The sequence below is a fragment of the Flavobacterium akiainvivens genome (assembly GCF_001278115.1).
GTDB classification, from domain to species: domain Bacteria; phylum Bacteroidota; class Bacteroidia; order Flavobacteriales; family Flavobacteriaceae; genus Flavobacterium; species Flavobacterium akiainvivens.
In genome coordinates, this window is the sequence record NZ_LIYD01000005.1 from 2,158,753 (window position 1) to 2,175,915 (window position 17,163).

Annotated in this window: 17 protein-coding genes; 6 read left to right on the top strand and 11 right to left on the bottom strand. The window is 45.6% G+C overall.

The genetic code is table 11. The features are described from left to right. Nucleotides 1-25 precede the first annotated feature (25 nt). From AM279_RS09670 to AM279_RS09685, 4 genes are read right to left on the bottom strand one after another with little or no spacing between them, the layout of a single operon-like run. Nucleotides 26-754 (bottom strand): hypothetical protein, encoded by a 729-nt coding sequence (locus AM279_RS09670; RefSeq protein WP_143090299.1) that lies wholly within the window; start codon nucleotides 752-754, stop codon nucleotides 26-28. Next, nucleotides 741-1,280 (bottom strand): STM3941 family protein, encoded by a 540-nt coding sequence (locus tag AM279_RS09675; protein ID WP_074961383.1) that lies wholly within the window; start codon nucleotides 1,278-1,280, stop codon nucleotides 741-743. The genes AM279_RS09670 and AM279_RS09675 overlap by 14 nt, the downstream gene beginning before the upstream one ends. An 11-nt stretch (nucleotides 1,281-1,291) precedes the next feature. Continuing rightward, nucleotides 1,292-1,837, bottom strand: coding sequence for a hypothetical protein (locus AM279_RS09680; protein WP_054407763.1), 546 nt, complete (start codon nucleotides 1,835-1,837; stop codon nucleotides 1,292-1,294). Nucleotides 1,838-1,845: 8 nt separating this feature from the next. Beyond that, on the bottom strand, nucleotides 1,846-3,054 hold the full coding sequence (locus tag AM279_RS09685; RefSeq protein WP_054407764.1) for an LETM1-related biofilm-associated protein: 1,209 nt from the start codon (nucleotides 3,052-3,054) through the stop codon (nucleotides 1,846-1,848). 139 nt (nucleotides 3,055-3,193) lie between these two features. Here AM279_RS09685 and AM279_RS09690 point away from each other — a divergent pair, with 139 nt between their 5' ends. The 4 genes from AM279_RS09690 (at nucleotide 3,194) to mtaB (ending at nucleotide 7,100) form a co-directional block, all read left to right on the top strand. Continuing rightward, nucleotides 3,194-4,390, top strand: a complete 1,197-nt coding sequence (locus AM279_RS09690) for an NAD(P)/FAD-dependent oxidoreductase (RefSeq protein WP_054407765.1) — start codon at nucleotides 3,194-3,196, stop codon at nucleotides 4,388-4,390. A 149-nt stretch (nucleotides 4,391-4,539) separates the two neighbouring features. After that, complete coding sequence (locus AM279_RS09695) at nucleotides 4,540-5,133, top strand: DUF4142 domain-containing protein (protein WP_054407766.1); 594 nt, start codon at nucleotides 4,540-4,542, stop codon at nucleotides 5,131-5,133. A gap of 18 nt (nucleotides 5,134-5,151) precedes the next feature. Beyond that, complete coding sequence (locus AM279_RS20485; RefSeq protein ID WP_143090298.1) at nucleotides 5,152-5,316, top strand: lmo0937 family membrane protein; 165 nt, start codon at nucleotides 5,152-5,154, stop codon at nucleotides 5,314-5,316. Between the two features lie 449 nt (nucleotides 5,317-5,765). Further along, complete coding sequence (gene mtaB, locus AM279_RS09700) at nucleotides 5,766-7,100, top strand: tRNA (N(6)-L-threonylcarbamoyladenosine(37)-C(2))-methylthiotransferase MtaB (protein ID WP_054407767.1); 1,335 nt, start codon at nucleotides 5,766-5,768, stop codon at nucleotides 7,098-7,100. 219 nt (nucleotides 7,101-7,319) lie between these two features. Here the strand turns inward: mtaB and AM279_RS09705 are convergent, their stop codons facing one another. The 4 genes from AM279_RS09705 to AM279_RS09720 form a co-directional block, all read right to left on the bottom strand. Beyond that, nucleotides 7,320-7,964 (bottom strand): class I SAM-dependent methyltransferase, encoded by a 645-nt coding sequence (locus AM279_RS09705; protein ID WP_054407768.1) that lies wholly within the window; start codon nucleotides 7,962-7,964, stop codon nucleotides 7,320-7,322. A gap of 5 nt (nucleotides 7,965-7,969) precedes the next feature. After that, the gene (locus AM279_RS09710) at nucleotides 7,970-8,698 is read right to left on the bottom strand and encodes a 3-ketoacyl-ACP reductase (RefSeq protein WP_342351370.1); all 729 of its coding nucleotides are present in this window, start codon (nucleotides 8,696-8,698) and stop codon (nucleotides 7,970-7,972) included. A 176-nt stretch (nucleotides 8,699-8,874) separates the two neighbouring features. Then, complete coding sequence (locus AM279_RS09715) at nucleotides 8,875-9,159, bottom strand: GNAT family N-acetyltransferase (RefSeq protein ID WP_054407770.1); 285 nt, start codon at nucleotides 9,157-9,159, stop codon at nucleotides 8,875-8,877. A 2-nt stretch (nucleotides 9,160-9,161) separates the two neighbouring features. Next, nucleotides 9,162-9,884, bottom strand: a complete 723-nt coding sequence (locus tag AM279_RS09720; RefSeq protein WP_054407771.1) for a pirin family protein — start codon at nucleotides 9,882-9,884, stop codon at nucleotides 9,162-9,164. A 118-nt stretch (nucleotides 9,885-10,002) separates the two neighbouring features. On the opposite strand from AM279_RS09720, the gene AM279_RS09725 reads away from it, so the two are divergent. Next, nucleotides 10,003-10,665, top strand: a complete 663-nt coding sequence (locus AM279_RS09725) for an alpha/beta hydrolase (RefSeq protein WP_054407772.1) — start codon at nucleotides 10,003-10,005, stop codon at nucleotides 10,663-10,665. 29 nt (nucleotides 10,666-10,694) lie between these two features. Next, on the top strand, nucleotides 10,695-11,588 hold the full coding sequence (locus AM279_RS09730) for a lytic transglycosylase domain-containing protein (protein ID WP_054407773.1): 894 nt from the start codon (nucleotides 10,695-10,697) through the stop codon (nucleotides 11,586-11,588). Between the two features lie 185 nt (nucleotides 11,589-11,773). Here the strand turns inward: AM279_RS09730 and AM279_RS09735 are convergent, their stop codons facing one another. From AM279_RS09735 to AM279_RS09745, 3 genes are all read right to left on the bottom strand, one after another. Beyond that, entirely contained in the window at nucleotides 11,774-12,469 is a 696-nt protein-coding gene (locus tag AM279_RS09735) for a hypothetical protein (protein ID WP_054407774.1), read from the bottom strand. A 56-nt stretch (nucleotides 12,470-12,525) separates the two neighbouring features. Continuing rightward, nucleotides 12,526-14,835, bottom strand: a complete 2,310-nt coding sequence (locus AM279_RS09740) for a choice-of-anchor L domain-containing protein (RefSeq protein WP_054407775.1) — start codon at nucleotides 14,833-14,835, stop codon at nucleotides 12,526-12,528. Between the two features lie 72 nt (nucleotides 14,836-14,907). Next, on the bottom strand, nucleotides 14,908-17,163 hold the full coding sequence (locus AM279_RS09745; RefSeq protein WP_054407776.1) for a T9SS type B sorting domain-containing protein: 2,256 nt from the start codon (nucleotides 17,161-17,163) through the stop codon (nucleotides 14,908-14,910).

The window sequence follows — 17,163 nt, forward strand, 5'->3', positions numbered from 1 at the left end:
TTAGCCGTAAGGCGGGGAGCTTTTTTCATTTCATGGAAAACGCAAGCCAAGTGGTTTTACCTTCGCTAAACTCGCACACTTTAAACGTTCCCTTACCGGTTTTTTTAACGAGGCTTTCAAAGTTTGTTTTCTCAGGGTCTTGGGTAAGGATATCAAACAGTACACTTGCTATTTCTGTCCACTCCCCGTTTTGCAGGCTGTACACGCTTATCCATTTATACCTGCTTGCACACGATGATGCATAAAAAGCCACCTCATTGGCTCCGTCTTCATCAATATCAGGTACGGTAAAAAAGCGCTCCACCCCCACACAATAAGTATCGGTATAAATACGCGGAATTGATGCATCAAAAAAGTAGTAAGACAGCCCCTGTTCACAATAATTAAATGGGTTTGCCAGGAAAACAGTATCTTTCCTGCCGTCGCCGTTTACATCGCCTATTTCTTTAATACCTGCAAATTCTTTCTTCAGCTTTTCCTTTCCATATACTGCATAGCCGCAGGTATCTGCCCTGTATTTTTCCTGATAAGCCACCAGGATGCTTTTATCTACCTTTAAAAGGGAGTCTGCCACATAAATAATATCTGCCTCCTGCCCACCCTTTTGCGACTCTAACGTCTTACTTAAAGCCGCTTCTTTGTCGACTGGTAAAGCTTTTTCAGCAGTAACCTGGTGTTCTTTCTTACAGGAAAATAACAGGCACACAATGGCCAGCAATATAATGTGAGGGTATTGTATTTTATGCGTTGCCATTTCTGTAATTTTCAAGATGTTTCTCTAACAGGGAGTGTAATTCATCAAAATCACATCTTAAGGATGTTGATGTAATACTAAAAGGAGTACCATACATTTTATTGTTTAACCCCATCATTTTCTGCTTTAGTTTAGAGTATTTCGAAAGATACTTTTGCGGTTGCTTTAGATAAACCAACACAAACCGGGTAGACTGTACTTTAATTATCCTAAAACCGGTTACATCATTCCATGAAACAAAACCAAGTGCTACACCACCCGAATTGTCCGTAAACCCCGCATCATCAATTACTAACCCTATCTTTTTGGAAAACAGCTTATAAAGAGAAAAAACGGCACCAATTCCAAAAAAAATAATTGCAATAATACCAACAAGCCATCCAATACCGGGAGAATTGCGCCATGAATTACCCTGATAAAAAGTATCTTCAAACGCAAGGTAATACCCCGCTACCAAAAACAATATTGAACCACAAAAAATAAGAAACATTTTCTTCTTGCTTGTGGGAATTTCTATTCTTTGCATACTGCTGTTCTTTACCATATTTTCCACCATGGTTTTTTACGGGTATTATGTGTGTGGCGGTAGCCTTTAGGCAACGGCGAAATATCAGCCACGTGCTCATACTCTTTCAGGTCATAAGCAATGAACACATACGCTTCTTCCGGGCCGTCTATCCTTTTAATACCTCCGCTAAAATCGCTTATAAAATGCTTCCCGGTTTCATCCGTTAAAAATACGTTATCATACTCCTTATTGTTCTTAGATATATATACCATAACGCGATTCCCCCCTATTTTATCGCGTCCGGAAAGTATTGATTTCGTCCTATAATACCCTCTTATAAAAGCACTATAACCCTTATATCCATTGGGATAATAAATATAGTTTATCAAAAAACTAAAGATATCAAAGTCGGGCACCTCGCTAAACAATATCAGCCAGTCGTCTACACCCTGTTTTTTGTAGAGGCGGAGCCCCTTAACCGTGTCGGTTTCGTGGTATTCATTGGCAAAATCAGTCAGGATAGCAGTAGCCGCGGCGTGGGTAATGCCCCGCCAGATAATGTAATTGTCTTCCATAACAGTATTTATTGCTCCTCGCCGTCGCGCTCCAGGTTTTCATTAAAAACCGTAGGCAACAGCTGCGGAATGAATTTTATAAGCAATGGCAACAGCAAACTGCCCCCGGGCAGTAAAAATATAGTAAGCGATGGTATGGTTTTGCAAATTTCCAGCAACTGCTTGCGCACCTTTTTCTTCTCCTTAGTATCAAGGCTCCTAAACGTAGAATTACCTAACAACACCACCAGCTCGCTGTTATTACTCAGCTCTTTAGCCAGGCGGTTTTTGTTGCGGTTTATAAGCAGCATAACACTTTGCGAGGCATGGTCATAAAAATGCTTAACCGGGTTGCTGTATTTAAAATACGGTATACTCTTTTTATTCAGCTTTATAAACACATCATAACTGGCCATACTTTCGGCAGCGGCTTCATCGCTCAGGCCAAGGTATCCGTTAAGGGTATACATAAAGTCAATTTCGCTTTGCTGTGCACGCCCGTCACTCCATATAGCCATAGCCGCCATATCAAGCAGGTAATTTTTCTCTGATTTCGACTCAAAGTACTCAAAATCAACTAGCGAAATATCCGTAGCCTGAACTTTTTCTATTTTAGTATAACGTACAGATGATTCAAACAATTTAATCAGCAGGTCGTCATACTCGGCGCGGCCTTCCTTGCTCTTCAGCGCCAGTGACACCACAGCAAGAACCGTTCCTTCAAGCCTTTTCAGGTATTTTTCGGACAGTTCATCCTTAAGGAGGTATTGGCGAAAAGCCAGCACATCCATAAACAGCAATGCATTGGTAAGAATATGGCTAAAACTGCGGCTTATAATATTCTCGTTGGTTTTAATACGCTCATCCAGAATACCTTCCAGCTCATGGCTTGGTGGCGATGAGGGCAGTACTTTCTTCAGCAACTCAAAGCTACCGGGGTGTACAGCCTTGTAAAAGGTAATGGCCTTTTCCACAAACAACTGTGTGTTTTCTGCCTGGTTTATAAGGCGGTACACATCATATAAAATATTGAGCAGCGATACCTTGGTGGTTTCCTCCACCGTCCAGCCCTTTGTTTCCTTAGCATCAAGGTTGTTGAAAGAAATAACATGCCCATAGATAAAACCCGTATCGCGAATGGCGCGGTAAAACGCATGCGAGTTTTCATACGCTGCGGGCTTACCTTTCAGCGTACCAAAAAACTTGTCTATCCAGCCACTGGCCGAGGGGTTTATCATGGTATGGGGTTGTGTACCCTGCAAATCTATGTATTTTTTTGCCGAAAGCCATGAGCGTTAAATATATCCTATAATTTATTTCCTGTTAATTTATTGATTTTCAAACTCCATAACTTAGTATGGCTAATTAAAAGATAACATGACACTAAAAGCAGGCTATCCGTTCTGGCTCATTAAAAATGGGCTGCCCTTTACCTTCCCTAAATTAGACCAAGATATAGAAACCGAAGTCGCCATTTTAGGCGCCGGCATAAGCGGGGCACTGGTGCGCTACCACCTTATACAAGCTGGTATTGAATGCGTTACCGTAGATGCCCGCACCATAGGCCTGGGCAGTACCAGTGCCAGCACATCACTACTACAATATGAAATTGATGTACCCCTTTACAAGCTAACCGAAATGATAGGCCGCAAAGATGCTGAGCGCGCCTACCAGCTGTGTGGTGAGGCCATTGAAAAGCTGGAGCAGATTACCAAAAAGGTTGGTATTGAATACTTTGAAACCAAAAAAAGCCTGTATTATGCCGCTTATAAAAAAGATGTAGCCTGGCTTAAAGACGAGTTTGAAGCCCGAAAACAGGCCGGTTTCAAGGTAAAATGGCTGGAGCCGGAAGAAGTAAAAGAGCAATATGGCTTTGAAAGCCACGGGGCTATACTCAGCCAGCTGGCCGCCCAAACCAACGCTTATATGCTGGCACACTGCCTGTTGCAACACAAGCATAAAGAACATAAGATATTTGACCGCAGCCCGGTGGTTGACATTAAGCACCACAAAAACGGCGTTACCCTTACCACCGAAACCGGCTATACCATTAAAGCCAAAAAGCTGGTGTATGCGGTGGGCTATGAGGTGGTTGACTTTATTAAGGATGATATTGTAGACCTGCTAAGCACCTATGCCGTTGTGAGTGAACAATATAACGAACGTAACTTCTGGAAAGACGACGTACTCATCTGGAATACCGCCGATCCTTACCTGTACCTCCGCACCACTCCCGATAACCGCGTATTGGTGGGTGGCCGCGATGAAGAATTTCACGACCCGGCTAAACGCGACAAACTTATCAATCACAAAACCAAACAGTTGGCTAACGATGTAAACAAGCTGTTTCCCCACCTTGAGTTTAAGCCAGAGTTTAGTTGGACGGGCACTTTCGGTTCAACCAAAGACGGCCTACCCTACATTGGCGAACATCCCAAACTACCCAACGGTTATTTCGCACTGGGTTTTGGCGGTAACGGCATTACTTTCAGCCTTATAGCTGCCGAAATCATTACCGACCTCATAACCGAGAAAGACAACAAAGATGTTCAACTGTTCAAATTTGGGCGGTAATTCTTCGCTAAGAAGCTAAGTAGCTTAGAAGCCCAGCAGCTTTATCAAGTTTTATATTTTCGATAACATTTATTGTGAAAGTGCTAACACACAGGCCTTTTTTAATGCAGTAATTTAGCTTTATACAAAAACACTAAATAACCTTAATTATGAAAAAGACCTCATTATTCAGCAAACTGTTTTTAGGCGCAGCCGTAATTACCATGTCACTTGCATCATGTAAAAATGAAGCTAAACCGGAAGACAGCAAAGAAGCCGCAGAAGAGCAAAACGAAGCTAAATTTGATGACACAAACGAAGCAAAAGAAGATGATTCTCAATATCTTGCCAATGCCGCAGAAGTCGATCTTAAACAGATAGAACTGGGCAAATTAGCCCAAACCAAGAGCAGCAATGCCGATATTAAGGCCCTTGGTAAAATGATGGTTGACGCCCATACCAAGTCATTTGAAGCGCTAAAGACCACATCTTCAGCTAAAAACATCAGTATTCCACTGGTACTTACCGAAAAAGGTAACGATGCCTACAAAGAACTTAACGATAAATCAGGTACTGATTTTGACAAGGCGTATGCCGATAAAGTGGTAGAAGGCCACAAAAAGACGGTAGAAAAGATGCAGGAAGCAGCAAAAGACGCTAAAGACCCTGAAATCAGGGCGTGGGCTGCAGATATGGCTTCTGCACTGCAAACACACCTGCAACACGCTGAAACAGTGAAAGCTAAGGTAGACGCAATTAAATAACCTATAAAATAAAATGCTATGAGAAGTTTATTGTATACCATTGCCATAATACTGGTAATAGCATGGGCTTTAGGGAGTTTCGTTTGGCACGTAGCCAGCGGGCTCATCCACCTGCTGCTGGTGGTGGCGGTAATTATGTTACTGCTTAACCTTATAAACCGCAACAGGACACCCATAGATTAACCAGCTTGCTTATGGCAGCTAAACGCCGTTGAGGACATCCCTTAACGGCGTTTTTGTATTAATATACTTACTATAATAATTCTCTATCAATCCAAATTACTTCTCATCGAACCACTTCCAAAAAGCGCTAAAACCAATCCAAAAGTGCTTAATATTTCACAATTGGAGTTTGAGTTACGTTACCGATGCATATTTTCCTGATTTTCGATAGAAAACGACTATGATTCATTTTAGCTATCACATAGGTGTTTTGAATCGAAATCATTTATAAAAAAATTTTCCGCAAAGTTTCACAAAGAAGACACAAAGTTTCGCAAAGTTTTTTTGATAATTTCCTTTGTGAAACTTTGTGTCTCCTTCGCGGCTCTTTGTGAAATAAAAAACATATATCCGCATCCAAAAAATTTGTAATTTTGCACCCTAATTATCTGGCTTTACGCTTTTGGGATATGGAAAACAGGAAAAAAGTCGCTTTTTATACACTGGGTTGCAAACTGAATTTCTCAGAAACCTCTACTATTGCCCGAAACTTTCAGGAAGAAGGTTTTGACCGTGTGGATTTTGAAGACCCGGCAGACATCTACGTTATAAATACCTGCTCGGTTACCGAAAATGCCGACAAGCAGTTTAAACAGATTGTAAAAAAAGCCCTGAAGACCAACGATAAAGCCTTTGTAGCCGCCGTAGGGTGCTATGCCCAGCTAAAGCCCGAAGAACTGGCCGCCGTAGATGGCGTTGACCTGGTACTGGGTGCTACCGAAAAATTTAAGATTACCGACTACATAAACGACCTGTCTAAAAACGATATGGGCGAGGTGCACTCGTGCGAAATATCGGAGGCTGATTTTTATGTGGGCAGCTACTCCATAGGCGACCGTACCCGCGCTTTCCTAAAAGTGCAGGACGGCTGCGACTACAAATGTACCTATTGTACCATTCCGCTGGCACGTGGCATTTCGCGTAGCGATACGTTAGAGAATGTACTGAAGAATGCCAAGGAAATTTCAGCCCAGAACATCCGCGAGATTGTACTTACCGGTGTTAACATAGGCGATTACGGCAAGGGCGAGTTTGGCAACAAAAAACACGAACACACCTTTTATGAGCTGGTTCAGGCATTAGACAAAGTAGAGGGCATTGAGCGCCTGCGCATTTCGTCTATCGAACCCAACCTGCTTAAAAATGAGACGATTGAGTTTGTAAGCCAGAGCCGTACGTTTGTACCGCATTTTCACATTCCCCTGCAAAGTGGCAGTGATGATATATTAAAACTAATGCGCCGCCGCTACCTGCGCAACGTATATACTGAGCGCGTGGCAAAAATACGCGAGGTTATGCCGCACGCCTGTATTGGCGTAGACGTTATTGTGGGCTTCCCCGGCGAGACAGATGAGCATTTCCTGGAGACGTATAATTTCCTTAACGACCTTGACATAAGCTACCTGCACGTATTTACCTACAGCGAGCGCGACAACACCCCGGCGGCTTCAATGCCCGGTGTAGTGCCCGATAATGTTAGGGCAAAACGCAGCAAAATGCTTAGGGGGCTATCGGTTAAAAAGCGCCGTGCTTTTTACGAAAGCCAGCTGGGCACCACCCGTAGCGTATTGTTTGAAGGCGAAAATAAAGAGGGTTACATACACGGCTTTACCGAAAACTACGTAAAGGTAAAATACCCATGGAACCCCGAGCTGGTAAACACAATGCACACCATTACCCTTACCAAAATAGACGAAGACGGCCTTGTACGTATGGAGTTTGTTGAGGAGCCCGTTTTGGCTTAAGATTTGGAACGCGGATGACACGCCCTTCGGCAAGCTCAGGGTGACAAAGCGGATTTTCAGATTTTTTTCATTTCGTTTTTCACGCCCTGTCATTGCGAGCGGAGCTTGCGGAGCGTGGCAATCTTTTTTAATGGTTTAATTCTGAAAAAAGATTGCTTCGTCGTACCTCCTCGCAATGACGAGCCGGAGAGTCTCGTTCCAAGCTTAGAACCTCAGTACCTAAGAACCTTTCTCAAGCACCACCATCCTCGTATAAAACTCCAATCCCTTAAACCCGAACTCCCGCTTAATCCATTCAAACGCCTGCGCGTGATACAGGAACACATGAGTAGGGTCATTCTTATACTGCCAGGCCTTAAACTCCCGTTCTTCGGGCTTAAAGCGATCGGTCATCAGGTAGAGCTTGCCGCCCGGCTTCAGCAGCCGGTACAGCTGTACAAATTCACGGTAGGGCTCCTTAAAATGCTCGGCGGTTTCGCTACAGGCAATATAATCGTAGGTACGGGTAAGCAGCTCCGGTGTGTTGTGAAAGAAAAGGTCATACTGCACAATGTCGTATTTATTATCATTCAGCAGCTTAAAAATAGGCGAACCCGTGCCACTGCCAAAGTCAAGCCCCGTGTGGTGGGCCTCAAAATCGGCCAAAATACCGTTTGTAATGGGGCTTGTAAAATTTTGGTACCTGATGTCTTCCGGGTCGTTATTGTGCTTGCGGTAGTGTGCTTCCTCGGCCTCTGTAGTAATATAATGGGCGGGGTTCATAAAAACAGACAGGCAATTGCTGCACTGCAAAAATTGCCTGTCTTTTACGGTAAAATAATCAGATGATGCCCCGCTGCACAACGGGCAATTGGGGTTAACCATAGTTATTACGGGTTTGTAGACCAAATACTGCTTTCTTTAATAAACACCCTGCGGTTCAGCTTCAGCTGGGCCACAATAAGCTCGGCAAAGTCCTCAGCCTGCATTACTTTATCAGGGTTGCCGTCGGTCAGGTTCAGGTCTTTGGCCATATCGGTAGCAATAGTGCTTGGCGTAAGCGCAGTAACGCGAATGTTGTGCTTGCGCACCTCCTGCATAAGCGATTCGGTAAGCCCCATAACGGCAAACTTACTGGCGCTGTAGGCACTGGTTACAGCAGCACCTTTCAATCCCGCGGTAGACGATATATTTATAATATCACCCGCCTGGCGCTCAATCATGCCCGGCAGTACGGCGCGCGTGGCATAGTAAGTCCCAAAAAGGTTAACTTTTATAATGTGTTCAAACTCCTCTGGCGTAAGCTCCAGGAACTTGCCAAATTTGCCTACACCGGCGTTGTTTATCAGTATATCAATAACGCCAAATTCGGCTATGGCTTTTTCAATCGCTGTGGTAACAGATACTATATCGGCCACATCAGCCGTAACAGCCAGGGCTTTTACGCCCAGCTTGCGCACTTCCTCAGCAGTAGCTTCAATATCGGCAGCAGTACGTGCGGTTAAAATAAGGTTTACACCTTCTTCGGCAAGCGCAAGGGCCACGGCCTTACCTATACCTTTACCGGCGCCGGTTATCAGCGCGGTTTTTCCTTCTAATTTTTGCATTTGTGTTTCTATATGGGTTATAACTCTTTTAAACTTTTTTTTAACTGGCTGCAAAATAATCTTTTTGCCTCATATTTCACCTGTTTTATTACTCCGTAGCGCTGCTATGCAGTGCAAAAAAGCTAAAATCTGAGACAAAAATCTCTATTTTTCGCTTCAATAAAAAAAGTTTAAAAGAATTAAAAAAATCAAATCCGTATTCCCGGCGGCAGCATATCCTTATAGCCCGGGTTTTTGCGGAAAAACGCCGCTGCCTTGGGGTGCGTGGGCACTACGCGCTGGCGGTTTTCTTCGGCAAGGGCCATAATTTCCTTAAACAGGTTGGTAAGGGTGGGCTCCTCCTCTGCCCCTTCCGGGATGTTAACTTTGGTAAGAAACAGTTTGCGCTCCTGTACAGAATATTCTACAGAGAACATTTTACCGTCGGCAACGGTTTCAAACTGGCGGGAGAATTGGTTGTCTTTAATTTCCATAGCTATTTAAATTGCATGGGCACCTCAATAACCAGTATTTTGGCAGGTGCCTTGGTGGTAATATTAAGTGTGTCGAACTCTACGGCGCCAAACGCATCGCGTTCGTTTACCGTTTGCCCGTTTATGTCAAGCTGCCCCTCAATCAAAAACAGGTAGGCCCCGTTTCCTTCAATACGGCAGGTATAGTCAAAGGTTTGGTTGGCATCAAACACCCCTAAATGCAAAAACGCGTCCTGGTGTATCCATAGTGCGTTGCCGTCGTTTTTATTTTCGGGCGATACAATGCTTACCATGGTGTTGCGCTGTGCTTCGAGGTCAAAACGCTTCTGGTCATACCTGGGCTCCACATTTTCCTTTTCAGGGAAAATCCACAGTTGCAGTGTTTTGGCCTGTTGGGTTGGGCTGGCGTTCATTTCGCTGTGTGTAATGCCCGTTCCGGCGCTCATAACCTGTACTTCGCCAAAGCGCACGGTAGCCTCGCTGCCCATGCTGTCGCGGTGTGTAAGCCCCCCTTCCAGCGGAATGGTAATAATTTCCATGTTGTCGTGCGGGTGCGTGCCAAAGCCCGTACCGCCGGCAATGGTGTCGTCATTCAGCACGCGAAGCATACCAAACTGCACCATATCAGGATTGTAGTAATTACCAAAGGAAAACGAAAAGTTAGCCTGCAGCCAGCCGTGGTTAGCCGTGCCGCGCCCGCTTTTGGGGAAAAGTCTTGTTCTCATAAAAATTATACACAAAATGCAGTTTTTAGGGATTGGTTCACCTCAAAAACTTTAATTTTATACAAATTTCGGAATAAAATTTGATAATGAGCTTTCGCAGAGCGTTAAAACTCGCGTAATGGATAAGATACCTGTATACTTTATGCCCGGGCTGGCGGCAAGCCCCGCCATTTTTGAAAACATACACCTGCCGGCAGAACGGTTTGAGTGCCATTACCTTGAGTGGCTTATACCCAATGATAACGAACCGGTTTCGGCCTATGCCAAACGGCTTGCAGAGGGTGTAAAGCACCAAAACCCGGTGCTGATAGGCGTATCGTTTGGTGGCGTACTGGTACAGGAACTGGCGCCCATTGTGCAGGCACGCAAAACCATTATCATATCGAGCGTGCGCTGCAATACCGAGTTTCCGCGGCGGATGCGGTTTGCCAAAGCCAGCCACATCTACGCTGTTTTCCCTACGGGGATGATGAGCGATTTTGGGTGGATGCGCCGCATTTTCAGGCGTAACCGCTTTATAGCCAAAAGGCTGGAGCTGTATGATAAATTTATGTCAGTCCGGGATAAGAAATACCTGGACTGGGCGTTTAAAACAATAATAAACTGGGACAGGTGCGACCCGGACCCCGCCGTAATACACATTCACGGCGATATGGACGAGGTGTTTCCACCCAAATACCTGCAAAATTTTATACCCGTGGCAGGCGGCACACACATTATGGTGCTCAGCAAGTACAAATGGCTTAACGAAAACCTGCCCCGGCTGATTGAAGAACAATAAATCACTACTATATTAAAAAGGAAAAGACGATGGAATGGATTAAAAAATCGGGCGTAATGATAGGCGCCATGCTGGTTGGGGGCGCTGTGGTACACACTACCTATCAGGTTAAGAAAGACGAACCCGCAAAGGCAGTTACAGGCAACTACTTCCCTGCCGAGATTGATTTTGCCGGCGAAAAAACCCCGCTTAACATTAGCGACGTGCGCGAACGCCTGGACCGCGAACTGCTTACCAATGCCAACCTGCACGCTACTACACAAATTATTATAAAGCGCGCCAACAGGGCATTCCCTGTTATGGAGCCCATACTAAAGCAATACGGCATACCAGACGATTTTAAATACCTTGCCGTAATAGAAAGCGGGCTGGTAAACGTGGTTTCTCCGGCTAAGGCAGCGGGCGTATGGCAGTTTATGCCCGATACCGGCAAGCAATACGGCCTTGAAGTAACCGACCTTGTAGACGAGCGCTACCACCTGGCAAAAAGCACCGAAGCCGCCTGTAAATACCTGCTGGCCGCCAAGGCTAAATTCGGCTCGTGGACGCTGGCTGCGGCATCATACAACGCCGGGGTGGCCGGCATAAACCGCCACCTTAACTTTCAGGGGGTAACCAATTATTATGACCTGGCCCTGGTGGAGGAAACCTCACGCTATGTGTTCCGCATACTGGCACTTAAAGAAATCATGAAGCACCCGGCCAACTACAACTTTAACATACCTGCCGCCGATTTGTACAAAACCATTCCTGTAAAAACGGTAGAGGTTAGCGCAAATGTTCCTGACCTGGCCGTGTTTGCCAAAGAGCAGGGCATTAACTACAAAATACTTAAAATACACAACCCATGGCTGCGCGACCACAACCTGAACGTAGCGGCAGGCAAAAAATATACACTTGAAATACCCACATCGGGGTATTAAAAAAAGGAGCTTCGGCTCCTTTTTTTTGTTTATGAATTGCGGTTTGTCATTTCGACCGAAGCGCAGCGGAGTGGAGAAATCCCGGTTTGTTAATTCCGTATAAAGTTTGGAGAAGCAGAAAACCAATAATAAGATTCCTCAACTCCGCAAGCTCCGTTCGGAATGACACTCTCATCCTAAAATTTTCACTCAAACTTTTTATAATTGCCAGACCAGTATTCCTTAAAAAAACCGGTATAATCCTGCGTATACTTTTCGGGTACTTTATCCATTTGTTCAATTACCGTTTCATTGTTGCCGCTTAGCTTGCTAATGGTAACACCCTTTACATAATCGGCTGTTTCGCAGGTTACAATAAAAATACCTGCAATGGCCTTCGCCTCAAAATTATCAATATAAAACAGCTCACTGCCCCACATGCCGCCGGCACAGCCCATGTGGTGGTCGCTATAAAAGTATTGGGTGCCCGGCAGTTTTTTAGAATCCGGAAATTCATCAAACTTCTTTACTTCCTTAAATCCCTGCGATTTCGGGTCGAACATAATACACTCATATACGCCTCCCACATTGCTAAGCTGGTTCATCATAACTTCAGGGATGCCGTTTCCGTCAACATCTTCAAAATCAAAACCGTTGCCCGCTTTTTGCGGATGCTTATAAATCGTGTCGCCCTTATACAATATGCTTAGAGGCAGTTCATTTTTACCTGTAGGATAGCCCTGCACTACCGTATACATTTTCCCTGCTATGGCAAGCGAATCAATAAGGTATTCGGGATTTGGCTTTTTAAGTTCAGGCATTTTGGGTTCATCCAGAACAGTAACATTATCCGACTTCTGGCAGCCAAATAAAAACAACAGCAGTAAGGGAAGGAGTTTCATAAGGTGGCTTTTACGCTAAACTCAACTCAGTGTGAAATTATTGCATAATAACCTTTTTACCGTATCATGGCAAAGTGGCCTTTTACTTCGCGCCCGTCTTCAAGGGTTATTACAAACCAGTAATCTGTAGCGGGTAAATTCTTGCCGCCAAAGGTACCATCCCACCCAATGGAATTACCCCTGAACGAGAAGATAAACTTGCCGTATCGGTCAAAAATATCCACACGCACACGCGGGCGGCGCTCCATGTATTTTATGCGCCATGTATCGCGAATTCCATCGCCATTTGGCGTGAAATATTTAGGATAATCCAGCACATAAAAGTTTTTAGCCAGCACCGGGCCACAGCCGTTTATATCACGTATATAAGCGGTATACTCGCCCAAATCAAGCGGGCTGAATACCGGGCTTTCCTGCCAGGTAACCCCATCAAGCGAATACTCATAAGTACCAATGCCCTGCGGCACTACCGTTACAGTATTCCTGCCACCCTGAAAATCATTGATCTCAAATGTGGCATTAGTGGCACGCCCTGATGGCAATACAGTAAAGGTTTTGCTACCCTCACAATTATGAATATTGGTTACGGTAACAGTATATTCTCCCGGCTGGGTAATATCAAGGGTTTGTGTTGTGGTGGCGGGCTCAGTATCCCAGCTGTAAGAGGTATAGCCCGTACCGGCATTGAGTGTAATGGGCTGGCCATCGCACATATATACCGTTTCATCCTGCATATTTTCACCAAAAGAATACACCACAAGCTGTACCTCAACAATATCAAGGCAACCGGCCGTATTGGTAAGCTGGGCATAAATGGTTTGCCCCCCGGCTACGGTATTGGTATATGGTAAAACCAGTACATCTTTAAAGGCAAGGGCATTTTCCAGGCTTTCAAAAAAATCAACCGTAGTGCCCTGTGGTGCGCCCTGAAGCAATTCTTGCTGTACAGGATTGAGGTTAAAGCTAAAATAGCCATCGTCAACGCCGTCTGTATCGCAAACTTCAACAGGCGCAAGGGTGGGCGCTGTGTAGTTAGGTACACCTAACGTAACCTGTGCAATGCCCTGGCAGCCAAATTCGTTTTCTACACGGGCATAAAGCACCTGGTTGGCAACAGTGTTATAATACACATCATCCTGCCCCATAGGCAGCTGGTTTACATCATCATTGGCATCGGCCTGGGTTTCATAAAAGGCCAGTGTTGTATAACCCTGCATACTGCCCACAAGGTCTAACCCAATACGGTTCAGGTAATAATCAGTTAAGCCGTCGGCATCTTCATCACATTGCAAAAAGGTATAAGGCGGTAAGGCAACCGGCGCTGCATATTCCAGCACTATTTCCCCCTCGCTATTGCATGTGGGCGAAAAAGCCACCTCAACCGTATACGTACCCGGTGTGGTTGCCGTGTAAAGCGCATTGGTTTCGCCGGTAAGTATAGCGCCGTTTTTGTACCATTGGTAGCCATCAGCACCGGCGCTTGTGGCATCAAGCACATAAGGCTCTCCGGCACACAGCGGGTTTCCGTTAGCTATAAGGCGGTCAGGCCCCAGGTCGGTAACCATATCAAAACTGCCGCCGCCAATAAATATAGCCGAATCATAACGGTAATTGCCCTCATCGGCAATAACCAGTTTTATATGGTAGGTAGTGCCGGGTATAACATCGGCAATTGCTTTCATTACCTTGGTTTGCCCGTTAAAGTTTGTGGGGTGCTCGCTGCCGTTAAAGGCATCAAAATACTGCGGGTTTTGGGCAGGGCATCCCCCCGGTGGCGGTATTGTGGGGCGTACTGATGTTACCTTTACAGGGATGTTTGTGCCCGGCACAACCGCAAGGTTTTGATACCCATCTGCGCTGCCTGCGGGCTTTAGCAAAAACGCAAAGCCATCGCTGTAATTGCAGGGTGCATTATCGTGGTATTCTTCGCTCGAAAGCATATAGTCAAAGCTGATTTTGTTGCCTACGGGCACAAAATCAAACTCAAGTATGGTAGCATTTATAGAACCAACAATGTTGAGCGCCTGCTCAAGGTCGGCATCGCCCGGCCAGTCAATATTACCACCATCATCAAGCAAAGAGGTATTAGGCCCCTGGGCCATTACGGCCCTGCCGGTACTGAGTATAATGCCGTTTTGAAACGGGAAGCTGCTGCCATTGCCCGAAAAATAACCGTAACTGTTTGCACTGGCGTAAGCCGCACCGGTTACCGATACATTGCTTACAACAGCGCAATCGCTGTTTATAAGTACATCTTCAACCAGCTGCTGTGCAGTATACTGGTCGTTAACCTGTATGTATTGTGCAGTAGCCGAAAAGGTTACAAGAAAAAATAAAACAAAACAGCGGGCAAATGTTATATTCATGGCGGGCGCAAAGATACTTACAATTACGGCTTGCACAACACACAACGCAACATTAACACATTAACAACCTGATTATCTAACCAATGAGAAGTGCCCCTTTACAATACGGCCGTTTTCGAGGGTGACTGTAAACCAATAATCAGTAGCCGGCAGGGGCTTATTTTTAAAAGTACCGTCCCACCCTGCAGAGTGGCCGTAAAAAGTGGTAATGAGCCTGCCAAAACGGTCATAAACCGTAACAACGCTACCCGGGTGCCGTTGCAGGAACGGAATGTACCAGGTATCGGCAATGCCATCTGCGTTAGGGCTAAACACCGTGGGATAATCCAGCACTACTATTTCTTCAGCCTGTGTGGGGCCGCAGCCGTTAGCATCGCGAATGTAAACGGTATATTCTCCGGGCGCCAGGTTATTAAAGGTATTTTCAGGTTGGTAGTATATTCCGTCAAGCGAATATTCATACGTGCCCACCCCTTCGGTTGTAACCGTAACAGCGTTGTACCCTCCCTGAAAATCGTTTATTTGAATGGCAACCACAAGTGGCGGCCCCGATTCAAAAACCGTAAACGTTTTGGTTCTGGCGCAACCAAACGGGTTGGTTACCTCAACGGTATACGCACCGGTTTCTTCAACAGTTATGGTTTGAGAATGCTGCACCGGGTTGGTATCCCAACTGTAGGATGCAAAACCCGCGCCTGCATCAAGAACCGGCATTTCATCAGGGCATAGCGCTATAGATTCATCAGCCAGGCCGGAGCCAAAGCTTTCAATCACCAGCTGAACGGTGCTAATGCCATAACACCCCTGATTGTTGCTCAGCCTTACATAAAGGGTGCCGCCTCCTGCCACCGGGTTTACATAAACCGGCGGTAACGGGGTAATACCCAAAAGGGCATCAGCCCCGGTTGTAAAAAACTGCGCTATTGTACCCGGTGGAAAACCCTGTACAATATCTAATGCCGCCTGTGCCAGGTTAAACGTGGCAAAACCGTTTGCCTGGCCTTCATCCGGGCAACCGGCAACCGGCGCTAAAACGGGGTTAACCGGTGGCGTTATACTTAGTATAATGGGTATTACCTGCTGGCATCCGTATATATTTTGTACCCTTACAAATACCTGCTCATTGGGCACTGTGTTGTAATACAGCTGCGGCGTTGGCGGCATGGGTATGGGGTTAGTATTGTTATTGGCATCCGTAAGCGAATGGTAGTAAAACAACGGCTGCAATCCCGGCGGCAGCACCTGTTGCCCCACCTGCACAATGTAATATGCCGTGAGCCCGTCGCCGTCTTCATCGCACTGGTAATAGGTAAGCGGGGTTTGGGGTATGGGAGCATTATACTCAACAGTTATTTCGCCGGTATAGTCGCACCCGTTGGGCATGGTGGCTAAAGATGTATACGTTCCCGGCTGGGTAATGGCGTATGATATGCCCTGCTCACCGGGTATCAGCACATCGTCTTTAAACCATTTGTATAGTGCTGCACCCGGCTTGCTGTTAACTGTTAAAACATCGCCGGGGCACAGCGGGTCAAAAAATTCATGCAGCTTGTCAATGCCCAGGTCTATGGTATAATCAGGGCTTACCGCCGCAATTATTATAGACGAATCATAGCCCGCATCAAGCCCGTCTGTAACACCAATTTTTAAATGATACATAGTGCCCGGGGTAACAGCAGCACCCGCATTTATAATGCCGTTGTTACTATTATAAAACGCTGCCCAGTTAAAACCGTTTTCAGGGCACGTTTCAAAATAGAACAGGTTTGCATTACAAATAGGCACCATTGTAACAGGTAAAACCGCAAGGTTTTGATAGGGCTGCGAATTATCGGCGGGCTTTATCAAAACGGCAATACCGTCGTTATAAGAACAATCGCGGTTAATATCTGTAGAATACGAATAAAATTCATGCGATATCATTGTAAACGTAAAGCTTACATAGTCTACAGAAGGTACAAAATCAAATTCTAAAAACGTAGCATTGTAGGATGTGGTGCCGCCTATTGCATTACTGATATCGGCATCGCCGGGCCACGATGTATTGCCGGTACTTGTAAAATCTACTGTCCATATATTTAAGTCAAAAACCGAAGCATATCCTGATGAAAGCACAATACCGTTTTGCAGGGGCAGGGGTTCGGCATTTCCGGGGTCAATACTGTAGCGGGCATAACTTGTGCCGTTTGGCCCATTATAACCGGTAATAACGGCATTGCTAATCTGCACTTCGCAATCGGTATCCATTATGGTTTCGGCAAGCTGCTGGGCTGTGTAGCTTTCATCAATAACCAGCTCCTGTGCCCCCGCTTTTACACAGAGGAACAT